The 12942-nt window shown below is 40.9% G+C and carries 10 protein-coding genes and 2 pseudogenes; 11 read left to right on the forward strand and 1 reads right to left on the reverse strand.

All coding sequences use genetic code 11. The annotated features are described in order from the left end of the window. Positions 1-186 (reverse strand): hypothetical protein (locus tag JCM19043_RS14780; RefSeq protein ID WP_369813897.1); only part of this gene is annotated, 186 nt, incomplete at its 3' end. A 232-nt stretch (positions 187-418) separates the two neighbouring features. Here JCM19043_RS14780 and mraZ point away from each other — a divergent pair. The 11 genes and pseudogenes from mraZ (at position 419) to JCM19043_RS14830 (ending at position 12916) form a co-directional block, all read left to right on the forward strand. After that, on the forward strand, positions 419-850 hold the full coding sequence (gene mraZ, locus JCM19043_RS14785; RefSeq protein ID WP_062323699.1) for a division/cell wall cluster transcriptional repressor MraZ: 432 nt from the start codon (positions 419-421) through the stop codon (positions 848-850). Between the two features lie 55 nt (positions 851-905). Continuing rightward, complete coding sequence (rsmH, locus tag JCM19043_RS14790) at positions 906-1880, forward strand: 16S rRNA (cytosine(1402)-N(4))-methyltransferase RsmH (protein WP_062323701.1); 975 nt, start codon at positions 906-908, stop codon at positions 1878-1880. Beyond that, a complete protein-coding gene (ftsL, locus tag JCM19043_RS14795) occupies positions 1858-2238 on the forward strand; it encodes a cell division protein FtsL (protein ID WP_062323703.1) in 381 nt (126 codons plus the stop codon). Before rsmH ends, ftsL begins: the two co-directional genes overlap by 23 nt. Before the next feature lie 10 nt (positions 2239-2248). Then, positions 2249-4456 carry a penicillin-binding transpeptidase domain-containing protein gene (locus JCM19043_RS14800; protein ID WP_082394590.1) on the forward strand — a complete coding sequence of 736 codons (2208 nt, stop codon included), beginning with the start codon at positions 2249-2251 and terminating at the stop codon, positions 4454-4456. A gap of 86 nt (positions 4457-4542) precedes the next feature. Further along, positions 4543-6428: pseudogene (locus tag JCM19043_RS14805) on the forward strand (penicillin-binding transpeptidase domain-containing protein). A 180-nt stretch (positions 6429-6608) separates the two neighbouring features. Beyond that, a pseudogene (locus JCM19043_RS14810) lies at positions 6609-8085 on the forward strand (UDP-N-acetylmuramoyl-L-alanyl-D-glutamate--2,6-diaminopimelate ligase). Further along, on the forward strand, positions 8086-9420 hold the full coding sequence (gene murF / locus JCM19043_RS14815) for a UDP-N-acetylmuramoyl-tripeptide--D-alanyl-D-alanine ligase (RefSeq protein WP_062323705.1): 1335 nt from the start codon (positions 8086-8088) through the stop codon (positions 9418-9420). Positions 9421-9467: 47 nt separating this feature from the next. Continuing rightward, on the forward strand, positions 9468-10451 hold the full coding sequence (gene mraY / locus JCM19043_RS14820) for a phospho-N-acetylmuramoyl-pentapeptide-transferase (RefSeq protein ID WP_062323707.1): 984 nt from the start codon (positions 9468-9470) through the stop codon (positions 10449-10451). Next, the gene (murD, locus tag JCM19043_RS14825) at positions 10452-11795 is read left to right on the forward strand and encodes a UDP-N-acetylmuramoyl-L-alanine--D-glutamate ligase (RefSeq protein ID WP_062323709.1); all 1344 of its coding nucleotides are present in this window, start codon (positions 10452-10454) and stop codon (positions 11793-11795) included. Between the two features lie 30 nt (positions 11796-11825). Then, positions 11826-12140 carry an FtsW/RodA/SpoVE family cell cycle protein gene (locus JCM19043_RS19090; RefSeq protein ID WP_369813898.1) on the forward strand — a complete coding sequence of 105 codons (315 nt, stop codon included), beginning with the start codon at positions 11826-11828 and terminating at the stop codon, positions 12138-12140. Between the two features lie 11 nt (positions 12141-12151). Beyond that, entirely contained in the window at positions 12152-12916 is a 765-nt protein-coding gene (locus tag JCM19043_RS14830; RefSeq protein WP_369813899.1) for an FtsW/RodA/SpoVE family cell cycle protein, read from the forward strand. Positions 12917-12942: the final 26 nt, after the last annotated feature.

Here is a 12942-nt window from a genome sequence, read left to right on the forward strand (position 1 = left end):
TTTCAATTGTTGATGGATGGAGACGGGATTTTCCGCTTTCACGCCCCTAAGCTCCCGGACCTCCGCTTGATAGCGAAAATGTTTGGCTTGATTAAACATCCGAAGGGTGTGATCCATGGACATAACAAAGTTTGCATCGATTTTATGCTTATATAAGCGATTTGAAAAGATTGCCTTCATGCCCATGATACACACCCTCTCTTTGTTTTGTGACGGTCACTGTTAGTGCTTTAATAATACCATGTGGAATATATGTTTGTCACTTCAAAAATATTCAAAACAAGCGATAAAAAACGTTACTGTAAATAATAAAAGGCGAACATATGTACTATTTACCAATTTTTCTAATCGTAACCCAAAAATATGTGGTGAGAAGTGGGGGGATGTGGTAGACTATAAGAAAAGGTGGGCGATGATTATGTTTATGGGTGAATACAAACATAATATTGATGCTAAAGGTCGGTTAATTATGCCGGCTAAATTTCGTGATGACCTTGGAGAACGCTTTGTCGTGACCCGTGGTTTAGATCAATGTTTATTTGTATATCCTGAAACAGAATGGCACATCTTAGAAGAGAAGATAAAAAAGCTCCCATTAACTAAAAAAGATGCCCGGGCGTTTAGTCGGTTCTTTTTCTCTGGTGCAACAGAGTGTGAAGTAGATAAACAAGGGCGTATCAATTTACCACAGACACTAACCGCGTATGCGGGGATAGAAAAAGCGTGTGCTGTCGTTGGTGTATCTAATCGTATTGAGATTTGGGCAGAAGCGCAGTGGGAAAGTTATATGGAAGCATCCGCAGATACATTCTCAGAAATTGCTGAAAATATGATGGACTTTGATTTGTGACGATGAGAATTAAAAGGATCAGATAAGATAAATGATATAAATGAGGTGAAAGTAAATGTTCGAACATGAAAGCGTATTAATGAAAGAAACGATTGATGGATTAAATATTAAACCAGAAGGAATATACGTAGACGGGACACTCGGTGCTGGCGGACATTCACTTCAAATCGTCAAACAATTAACGACAGGGAAACTGATTTGTTTTGATCAAGATTTAGAAGCCTTATCCGCAGCTAAAGAACGATTAAGGCCATATGAAGCTAACATTATTTTTATTCATTCGAATTTTAGACATATGAAACAAGCACTTGTGTCACGTAATATCCAATCCGTTGATGGGTTTTTATTTGATTTAGGTGTTTCATCACCTCAACTAGACCACGGTGAACGTGGATTTAGCTATCATCAAGATGCGCCGCTAGATATGCGAATGGATCAAACACAAGACTTAAGCGCATACGATGTGGTGAATGATTGGGACTATCATGATTTAGTTAAAATATTTTTCCGTTACGGTGAAGAAAAATTCTCAAAACAAGTCGCTCGTGCCATTGAGAGACAACGAGAAGTAGCGCCTATAAAAACGACAGATGAACTTGTCGAGCTGATTAAAGAAGCAATTCCGCATCGAGCTAGACGAAAAGGTGGACACCCCGCGAAGCGGATTTTCCAAGCGATTCGGATTGCGGTGAACGATGAATTAAACGCCTTTTACGATGTGTTACATCAAGCAGCGGAGTTAACGAGTATTGGTGGACGAGTGGCAGTGATTACGTTCCACTCTTTAGAAGACCGGATTTGTAAACAAGCATTTAAGAAGTGGAGTACGACACCACCACTTCCGAGAAACATGCCGGTTGTGCCAGAAGGTAGTCAACCGCCTTTTAAAATGGTGACGCGAAAACCGATCGTCGCCGATGAAGCCGAATTATCCGACAACAGACGCGCACGATCAGCTAAATTACGTATTGTTGAAAAAGTAAAGGCGTGGGATGAACAATTCTTTTATGACAAAGGACGGGATGAATGATGAGCTAGATAGAGCGTTTGTACATCAACAAATACCACAGAGAAAACAATCGAAACAAGTTAAAGTTGTCGTTAGATCCAAACGATTGACATCAGGTGAATACATATTAATGGGTCTATATGCATTAGGGTTTTGTCTCGCACTGTTTTTTGTGATTCATATGAGCGCAGAAATTGACGGAATCAATCGGAATATTGAATCAGTCAAAACAGAGATGACCGAGCAACAAATGGTGAATGAAAATTTAGCTTATCAAAAAATGGAACTCTCTAATCCTGAACGGATCCTAGCCGTTGCTAAAGAACATGGGTTAGACATACAAAATACTAAAGTGAAACAAGCATCAAAAGTTAATTGAGTGAATGCCTATGAAAAAACAGCTGACATCAAAGACGACTTCATCAAAAATCAAACCCTACCACCCAGTCATACTTGCGGTGGTTGTGTTTTTTCTTATACTGACAGGGAAAATGCTCTATATTCAAGCAACAGGACAAGTCGATGGTTTTAATTTAGAGGCATGGGCAAAAGACCAGCGTGAGAAAAAGGAAGTTACACCAGCAAAGAGAGGTTATATCTATGATCGAAACGAGATGGTTTTAGCACAAGATATTAATGTATACCGACTCTATGCGATTGTCGACCCCTCCTTTTCACCTGATCCTGAAAAACGTTTGAACCATGTTGCTGACCCAGCGACAACGGCAGAACAATTGGCGCCAATAATCGGCATGGACGCATCAGTTGTCCAAGACATCCTTGACAAAGGGAGCGCTGATGGCCGCTTTCAAGTTGAATTTGGACGTGAAGGGACAAATTTAACGCGAGAACAAAAATTACAGATTGATGCGCTAGACTTACCGGGTGTTCACTTTATTGAAGAAGCTAAACGGTACTATCCCAATGGTATCTTTGCTTCACATGTCATTGGCTTAGCTCAAACGAACGATGACCAATTAATTGAAGGGATTACTGGTATTGAAGCGCAGTTAGATGAGTTACTGACAGGTACAGACGGTTCAGTGACCCTGCTTAAGGATAGATATAATGATCCACTGCTAAATGAAGAGGTTCAAGTATTAGAAAAGCAAGACGGATTTAATGTTCAGTTGACGTTAGATCAAAAAGTACAAACCATTCTAGAAGATGCGCTAAGCCAAGTAGAGGCAGAATTCAATCCGAAACGCATCACAGCAACGGTCATTAACCCTAAAACAGGTGAAATCATTGCGATGGGTTCAAGGCCGAGTTATAATCCGAATGATTTAGGGAATGTCACGAACTGGTATAACGATATTGTCTCAACGCCGATTGAACCAGGCTCAACGATGAAAATCTTCACATTGGCATCAGCGATTGAAGAAGGGGTATATAATCCTAATGAAACGTATCAATCAGGAACCTACAAAATTCCGGAAATTACACGTGCTGTACCAGATTATCGTAAACATTGGGGCACAATCACCTATGCGGAAGGTTTCCAGCGTTCATCAAACGTGGCGATGGCAAAGTTGGTCTGGGAAAAGGTTGGAACGGAGACGTTTTTAGAGTATTTAAAAGCCTTTCAATTTGATCAATTGACTGGCATTGATTTACCGCGAGAAACACTTGGCCGGCTAGTATATCGTTACCCAATCGAACAGCTAAATGCGGCGTTTGGCCAAGGGACAACCGTGACGCCCATTCAAATCGTTAAAGCAGCAACAGCCATCGCGAATAATGGTCACATGATGACCCCTTATATTATTCAGTCCATCACAGATCCAAATACAGGTGATGTGATTAAGGAAAATACGCCAACCATTGCCGGTGAACCTATCTCAGAGGATACGGCTCAGCAAGTATTACAAGCGATGGAATCAGTTGTCACAGAAGAAACTGGGACAGCTAACGGAATTTTTGAACTACCGTCTTATACGCTAGCAGGTAAAACCGGTACGGCTCAAATCTCTGGTGGCGCCTCAGGGTATTTATATGGACGGGAAAATTATATCTTTTCTTTTATTGGCATGGCACCAAGCGAAGACCCTGAATTACTGATGTATGTCACCGTTCAACAACCAGAGCTTGAAGCAACGGAATCCGGCTCTAAACCTGTGTCGTATATTTTTAATCATGTGATGGAGAATGCGTTACATTATCAAAATATACAACCGGATAAAGATCAAGTGTCAACGGTGAACGAATTAGTGATGCCGGTAGCTGTTGGACTAAAGACAGAAGATATTGCGGATAACTTAACCAGTCAAGGGGTTCAGGTTACTGTTGTAGGTGACGGTCCAACGATTACGGCTAGCAATAAAACAGCCGGTGAGACGATCCTCTCGACAGATCATATCATCTTAGTGACAGATCAACCCAAACTACCGGATTTATCGGGTTGGTCATTGCGAGAAGTTGTTCAATTAAGTAACCTACTAAAACTTGATCATGAAATTGTCGGTCAAGGTTATTTAGAAAAACAATCGATTGAACCTGGAACACCGATTGCTTCAGGAGACTATATTCTTTTTGACTTTACTGATTTCAATCCTGTCTCGCCTGAGGAAGAAACGAAAGAATCTGGCGTTGAATAGCTTTAAAACAAAATTAAACAGTGCATGATGAACTGATTTCACTCATACAGTAAACTACATCTTCCTTAAAAGAAAGTAGGTTAAGTATGTATCGTTTCCGAGTGAGCAAGCGCATCATCACTGTTTTTTTTCTGTTTATAGGTTTATTTTTCATTCTTTGTGGTCGGTTAGTTTATTTACAAGTATGGTCTTATCCAAGCCTGTTAGAAAAGGGGGAGGATTTATGGTTAAGAGATCTCACTCTCGAAGCACCCAGGGGGGAGATCATCGACCGCATCATCGCGTGATTGTAACGAATGAACGGGTGAAAACTTTATTAATTGTTCCTAGACAAATAACAGATCAAGCGGCGGTTGTTGCTGCCTTAAGTCAAGCGCTTCAGCTAGACCGTGCGGTGGTGGAAGAAGCCGTCAGTCAACAAATCGCGGTTGTTAAAATGCGGGAAGCCATTAAATTACCACCACATGTGTCAACCAAGTTAATCGGTTTAGATTTAGCGGGACTATATTTTGTGGATGATTATGAGCGGTCCTATCCATATGGTTCGTTACTGAGTCATGTTTTAGGTTTTACTGGGATTGATCAACAAGGCCTGTTAGGCATTGAACAAATATACGACGATATGTTAAGTGGTGAGTCTGGTAGAATACGCTATTATGCTGATGCGAAGGGTCGCCGGTTACCAAATGAATCTGATCAACTTCAGTTACCGACAAGTGGAAAGTCAGTTGCGCTTACAATCGATTTGGATATACAAATGATTATTGAACGCGAGTTAGACCAAGCTGTGGCTACTTATCAACCGGACCAGGCGCTAGCGATTGTACAAAATCCAAACACGGGCGAAATATTGGCGATGGCGACACGTCCGACCTATCAACCTGATCGCTATCAAGAAGTAGACGCAGATGTATACAATCATAATTTGCCTATTTGGTCAACGTATGAGCCAGGCTCAACGTTTAAAATTATTACATTAGCCGCCGCAATTGAAGAAGGTGTTGTTGATTTGACTGAAGACCACTATCATGATCACGGCTCTATTCAAGTGGCGGGACAACATTTGCGTTGTTGGAAACGTGGTGGTCATGGTGATCAAACTTTCTTAGAGGTCGTTGAAAATTCATGTAATCCCGGATTTGTTGTGTTAGGTCAACGACTTGGAAAAGAGCGCTTGTTTCAATATATTGATGCGTTTGGTTTTGGAGAAAAAACGGGCATTGAATTAAATGGTGAAGCGACTGGAATTTTATTTCACACGAGTCAGGTAGGACCGGTAGAACTTGCGACGACAGCATTTGGTCAAGGGGTTGCCGTTACACCGATTCAACAAGTGAGTGCGGTCAGCGCGATTGTCAATGGCGGTCACCGGATTCAGCCGACTATTATCCAGTCACATATACCGGTTACCTCAACGGATGGTAAACAAGTGATTAGCGAAGAAACGTCAAAACTCGTAAGAGAGGCACTTGAGTCAGTCGTGAGTAAAGGGACAGGGCGAGGGGCTTATGTTGAAGGTTATCGTGTGGGTGGGAAAACAGGAACTGCTCAAAAAGTCGGACCTGATGGCCGTTATATGGCGAATAATCATATCGTCTCTTTTATCGGTATAGCGCCGATGCAGGCACCGGAAATTGTCGTCTATGTCGCGATTGATAATCCGAAAAACACGGTGCAATTTGGTGGAGTAGTCGCGGCTCCTATTGTTGGTCGTATCATTGACGATGTCTTAACCTTACAAGGGGTTGAAAAAACAGCTGGTGTCGATAAAGAAGTGGATTGGCCTGAGAAGCGGTTTGTTGAAGTGCCGGATTATATTGGGGAAGATATTTCCCATATCTTGACTCAGTATGAATTATTTACATTAGATATCTCAGGAGAAGGCGACGTCGTATTAGATCAACGTCCAAAACCAGGCGAACGTGTCAGGGAAGGCAGTGTTATAGAATTATTCTTAACCAGTGATAATTAATCATGGCATCACGTGACATTTTTGATATAATGGACATGGATGAATGAAAGAAGGAAGGCATTCATAAAGAATGCCTTTTTCCTATGGCAATGGCTCGTATATAAGTAAGTCATCAAGGTGTTTAACCTGAATAATAGAGAGGAGGCGTAGGTAGAAAGTGAACTTTCTACTCAAACCAAAATGAAAGAACTTCAAACATTATTAGAACGACTACCGTTTGTCTATCAGATAATAAATGAACAAAATCCCGTCATTACGCATATGACGACAGATTCCCGTGAAGTAAAAGCAGGCGCTTTATTTGCGTGTATAAAGGGTATACCGTTGATGGTCATGATTTTGCTCAACAAGCCTATGACCAAGGGGCTGTGGCGTTACTCGTTGAGCATGAGTTAACGGATAGCCCACTTGTACAAATTAAAGTGAAAGATGTCTTCCGCGTCCTTAGTTTCTTAGCGAATGAGATGTATGACTATCCGACGAATGAGATGCACATGATTGGGATCACAGGTACAAATGGCAAGACGTCGATTACGTATATCTTAGAAGAGATATTCAAAAAGAATAAACAACAAACCGCCCTTGTAGGGACCATTCAAATGAAAATTGGCGACAAAAGTTTCCCAATTAAAAATACAACACCCGAACCATCTTATTTATTCAATAGTTTTCAGGCGATGAAACAAGCGAATGTCGACCATTGTATGATGGAGGTATCGTCGCATGCGCTTGAAGAAGGACGTGTTAGAGGGATTGATTTTGATATAGCTGTTTTTACTAATCTGACACAAGACCATTTAGATTATCATCCATCGATGATGGATTATCGTTTAGCGAAGGAACGTTTATTTCAACAGCTAGGTAATCGCTATGATCCAGTGCGACCTAAATATGCGGTGATAAATGCGGACGATGCATACGCTGAACATTTTATTCATGCGACGAGCCAACCGGTCGTTACTTATGGCTTAACTCCGGCAAGTGATTTATATGCGACCGATATTCAATTATCAGCCACCCAAACTCAATTTACTCTATCGGGTATGGTTGATGAGGTGAGGATTACGTCCAAGCTCATAGGTAAATTTAATGTGTATAACATGTTAGCGGCAACAGCAACCGCACTTAAAAGTGGGGTATCAATGAACGTGATTAAAGCGGCGCTCGAATCGCTTCCAGGTGTGAAGGGACGATTTCAATCAGTACAAACAAACACGCATTATTCAGTCATTGTTGATTATGCCATACGCCAGATTCACTTAAAAATGTGTTAGAAACAATCCAAACCTTTGCGACAGGAAAGATTTATTGTGTCGTTGGTTGTGGTGGCGATCGTGACAAAACGAAACGACCATTGATGGCGCATGTGAGTGAGACGTATAGTGATGTCACGATTTTGACATCAGATAACCCGCGTACAGAAGATCCTGAGACAATCATTAAAGATATGGAGAAAGGAATAGAATCGTCTAATTACGTGGTGGAAATTGATCGAAAACAAGCGATTCATCGTGCGATTGATTTAGCTCGTGAGTCTGATGTTATTTTAATTGCTGGAAAAGGTCATGAAACCTATCAAATTATTGGACGTGAAACGTATCCATTTGATGATTACCAAGTCGCCCATGATTATTTAGAAAAAAGGTTAGGTGATTAAATGATTCCTTATCAATTATTAACAGCGGTGGCACAATCTGTGATTGGAAAACCGCCTGAGAATGTTGAAGGCGTGTCAACAGATAGTCGGGCGTCGTTACATGGTCAGTTATTTGTGCCGATTGTTGGGGAACGCTTTGATGCTCATGATTTTTTACTTGAGGCGATTAATCAAGGCGCTAAAGCGTCGTTTTGGCAAGCGGATCATCCTTTACCTGAGATTGATGAGCGCGAGGTCACACTCTACATTGTAGACGATACCTTAACAGCACTACAGGCTTTAGCCAAACATTACCGTAAGACACTAAATGCCGTCGTCATTGGTATTACCGGGTCCAACGGTAAGACCTCAACAAAAGATTTAATTGGGGCTGTCACAAAAGAACGCGGGAAGACCCATGTCACCAAAGGGAATTATAATAATCATATAGGATTGCCCTTGACGATTTTATCCGCTCCAAATGATACGGCATATTTAGTGTTAGAAATGGGTATGAGTAACTTCGGTGAAATTAAACAATTATCAGAGATTGCCACACCAGATATCGCTGTTATTACGAATATCGGTGAGTCACATATTGAATTTTTGAAGACACGCGAAGGGATTGCTGAAGCAAAATTAGAAATTTTATCGGGCCTTAGGGCAGAAGGTGTGTTAATCTATGATGGAGATGAACCGTTACTTGAGCGTTCGTATGCTGTTAAAACCTACGCTGTTGGATTCACTGGCGAGGTGTCACACATGATCAGTATGGATACTCTCACACTAGAGACAACGACATTTCTAGACCGATCAACACAGCACCTCTTTACGATTCCGATGATTGGTCAACATCATGCGAAAAATGCGATGTATGCGGTTCTTGTTGGTCGAGAGATTGGATTAACGGATGCCTTAATTCAACAAGGATTTAATCAGTTAGAGAAAACAGGGATGCGTTTTGAACAAGAACATTGGCATGAGCATTTATTTATTAATGATGCCTATAACGCCTCACCGACATCGATGAAGGCAGCGATAAAATTAATTCAGTCGTTATCAGACCCCCGTCAAAAAGTGCTGGTCTTAGGTGATATGTATGAACTAGGTGAGAAAGCAGATCAATACCACCGTGAAGTCGGTGAGAGTATTGATGCGCCTATCGATTACGTCTTGACCGTCGGTCAACTAGCCAAAAATATTTCTGATTACTCACACGTTGAACATACTCATGTAAAGACAAGTGAAGAGGCGGTACATTTACTTAAACAACTCGATCATCCCAGTGTTATTTTGTTTAAAGCCTCACGCGGGATGCGCTTAGAGCAAATTATTCAGCAATTAAAAGAAGATTAAATAACTAGTCATAACCAAATGTGAGACGAGAAAGATGGAGGAACAGTATGGATTTACTTTTTATTATCGCTAGTATACTTGTTAGTTTTTTTATTGTCGTTATAACCGCACCAATGATTATCCCTTTTTTACGTCGACTGAAATTCGGTCAAAGTATTCGTGAAGAAGGACCGAAATCACACCAGAAAAAAACAGGCACACCTACAATGGGTGGCGTTATGATTATCGTTAGTGTTGTGATTGGCAGTTTAATTTTACATCGTTTTGTGATGGGGACATTTTTTTCAAGAGAATGGGTCCTGTTAATGGTCGTTTTTATTGGCTTCGGTTTATTAGGCTTTATAGATGATTTTATTAAAGTTGTGTTAAAAAGAAATTTAGGGTTAACGTCCATTCAAAAATTAATCGGCCAGCTATTTGTCAGTGTATTGTTTTACTTTTTATTATTGGGGACAGAGATTGATACAACCCTCGCCATTCCTGGGACTGAGGTCTTAATTGATCTTGGATTTCTTTATCCGATTTTTGTTGTGGTGCTACTCGTTGGGGCTTCTAATGCGGTTAACTTAACCGATGGGTTAGACGGACTCGTTGGGGGACTTGGGACGATTAGTTTTCTTACTTTCGGTATCATTGCCGCACTGACGACGACGGAGTCAGTCGTTAGTATGATTAGCTTTAGTGTTGTCGGCGGATTACTCGGATTTTTAGTATTCAATGCCCATCCAGCCAAAGTATTTATGGGTGATACCGGTTCACTTGCATTAGGTGGATTACTTGGGGCAATTGGCCTTGTATTGAAGCTTGAAATTCTCCTTGTATTCGTTGGTTTCGTCTTTGTGGTTGAAACGCTATCGGTGATGATTCAAGTCATTTCTTTTAAAACACGAGGGAAACGTGTCTTTCTTATGAGTCCGATTCATCATCATTTCGAACTAAAAGGTTGGTCAGAATGGCGTGTTGTGACAACCTTTTGGTCAATCGGTTTACTATCTAGCATTATATCGATCCTTATTCAGGTGGTGTTGTAAATGGTTCATCATATTAAAGGCTTTCCCTATCAACATATTCTTATTCTAGGCTTAGCTAAAACGGGTACAGCTGTCAGTCGTATTTTGCATGCCGAAGGCTTTCATGTCGTTGCAAGTGATTTAAACGCGAAAGTAACTGACCCAGAAGTAAAAGCGCTCATTGACCTAGGGGTGACTGTTCAACTCGGCGAACCATCTGAATCGTTACTAGATACGTGTGAGGTGATTATTAAAAATCCTGGTATTCCGTATACGAATCCATTACTAGAGGCAGCAGGAAAACGAGGTATTCCGATTCTAACAGAAATTGCGTTATTACCTTATATGATCGATGTTCCGACTGTGGCGATTACCGGTTCTAATGGCAAGACGACGACCACGACTTTAACGGAACAAATGTTAGCGCGAAGCAATCAGAAAGTGCGTGCAGCGGGTAATATTGGCCATGTCGCAACAGAGGTAAGTTATGAGCTTGAAGAAGATCGGCTCGTATTAGAGCTTTCGTCCTTTCAATTGATGGGGAGTGGCACGTTTAAGCCGAAAGTCAGTGTCCTGCTCAATTTATTTGCTGCGCATCTGGATTATCACGGGGATTTTGACGCTTATAAACAGGCTAAAGCGAATATTTTCGCTCATCAACAAGCAGATGATTACTTGGTTTATAATGCCGATAATGCTGAAGTCGTCAAGCTTGTCCAAACAGCAAAAGCAACGAAGATTCCTTTTTCACGGAAAGAAATCCTGACGGACGGTGGTTATATTCGAGACGGTGCGCTGTTCTTTAAACAACAAAAAATCATTGATATTTCTGATATTAAACTCGTCGGTGCGCATAACTTAGAAAACATTTTAGCAAGCAGTATCAGCGCTTTATTGTTAGGGGCAACGATTGAAGGAATCAAGGACGTATTAACGACATTTACCGGTGTGAAACATCGGTTACAGTTTGTTAAAGAGCAAGACGGCGTGCGTTTCTATAATGACTCAAAGGCGACAAATATATTAGCGACCGTTACAGCTTTACAAGCTTTTAACGTACCTGTTCGACTCATTGCGGGTGGACTTGATCGTGGTAATGGTTTTGATGAGCTATTGCCACATTTAGATCACGTCGTTGGTTTATACGTATACGGTGAAACGAAAGATAAGTTACATGAAGTCGGTATAAAACAAAACATCCCAACGGTTGTTGGGGAGACATTAGAAGAAATGACAAAGCGGGCAGCCGCTGATGCTAAAGCCGGTGACGTTGTGTTGTTATCGCCTGCATGTGCAAGTTGGGATCAGTTTAAAAACTTTGAAATACGCGGAGATATATTTATCGATACCGTGCATACACTCTAACAATAGGATATTGTTAGGGTGTGTTTTTTTATGAATCGAATGATAAAGCCGACGTCACTGTTTTGGCCAGTATTTATTTTGTCTGTGATTGGATTATTCATGATTTATAGTGCGTCATCTGTCATCGCTACTGAGCGTTTTTTGGATCCTTATTATTTCTTGAAACGGCAAGCCATCTTTTTTGGTTTAGGTTGCGGCTTGATGGCAATCTTTCAAAGGGTTCCGTACCAACTATATAAAAAAAGGGCGCCGCTATTATTTGTCTTATCTATTATCTTACTCATTCTCGTATTAATACCAGGGATAGCCTTGTCAGAGGAGGAGCTAGAAGTTGGATTGGTTTAGCTAGCTTTAATATTCAACCAGCAGAGATTGTGAAAGTCACCTTGATTATTTATCTTTGTTACTTAAATGAACATTTAGTCTATCCAGTTAGTCAGTTAGGAAGCGGCTTACTATTTCGTCTCGTTGTTATTCTATTGTCGTTTGGTCTAGTCATGCTACAACCTGACCTTGGAACAGGCTTAATCATTGTGGGGGGCAGTGTATGTACCCTATTTTTTCAAGGAGCGAAAATCAAACATTTCTTTAGCTTGTTTATACTCGGCCTATCGGGTTTAATTGGCCTTATTTTAGCTGCTCCATACCGCATCAGACGGTTAACTGCCTTTTTAGATCCGTGGCAAGATCCTTTAGGCAGTGGTTTTCAATCCATTCAATCGCTTTTAGCCATCGGACCGGGTGGTATTTTAGGCACGGGCTTTTTGCGGGGGAAACAAAAATATTTCTATTTACCAGAACCACATAATGATTTTATCTTTGCGGTTATTTCTGAAGAACTAGGCCTGATTGGTGCTGGTTTAGTGATTGGGTTATTTATGATGTTCTTCTACAGAGGCTTAAAGTTAGCGCTATTCGTTCAAGACAATTTTGCTCAAACACTCGTCCTCGGTTTAGTGACGATGATGACGTTACAAGTCTGGATCAATATAGCGGTCGTCATCGGGGTGTTACCAGTCACCGGTCTTACGCTGCCGTTTCTTAGTTATGGTGGGTCATCGTTACTCATTAACTTTATGGCGGTAGGTATCTTGTTAAATATTGAAAGCAATACCGTTTAATTTTACTGTTTTTTTCTTTTTTATCA

It is taken from the genome of Halolactibacillus sp. JCM 19043 (assembly GCF_001310395.1).
Classification (GTDB): domain Bacteria; phylum Bacillota; class Bacilli; order Bacillales; family Amphibacillaceae; genus Halolactibacillus; species Halolactibacillus miurensis.

Bases quoted from the DNA above. Each gene is read 5' to 3' on its own strand.
- mraZ (WP_062323699.1), top strand. From the start codon at position 419: ATGTTTATGGGTGAATACAAACATAATATTGATGCTAAAGGTCGGTTA.
- rsmH (WP_062323701.1), top strand. From the start codon at position 906: ATGTTCGAACATGAAAGCGTATTAATGAAAGAAACGATTGATGGATTA.
- ftsL (WP_062323703.1), top strand. From the start codon at position 1,858: ATGACAAAGGACGGGATGAATGATGAGCTAGATAGAGCGTTTGTACAT.
- JCM19043_RS14800 (WP_082394590.1), top strand. From the start codon at position 2,249: ATGAAAAAACAGCTGACATCAAAGACGACTTCATCAAAAATCAAACCC.
- murF (WP_062323705.1), top strand. From the start codon at position 8,086: ATGATTCCTTATCAATTATTAACAGCGGTGGCACAATCTGTGATTGGA.
- mraY (WP_062323707.1), top strand. From the start codon at position 9,468: ATGGATTTACTTTTTATTATCGCTAGTATACTTGTTAGTTTTTTTATT.
- murD (WP_062323709.1), top strand. From the start codon at position 10,452: ATGGTTCATCATATTAAAGGCTTTCCCTATCAACATATTCTTATTCTA.
- JCM19043_RS19090 (WP_369813898.1), top strand. From the start codon at position 11,826: ATGAATCGAATGATAAAGCCGACGTCACTGTTTTGGCCAGTATTTATT.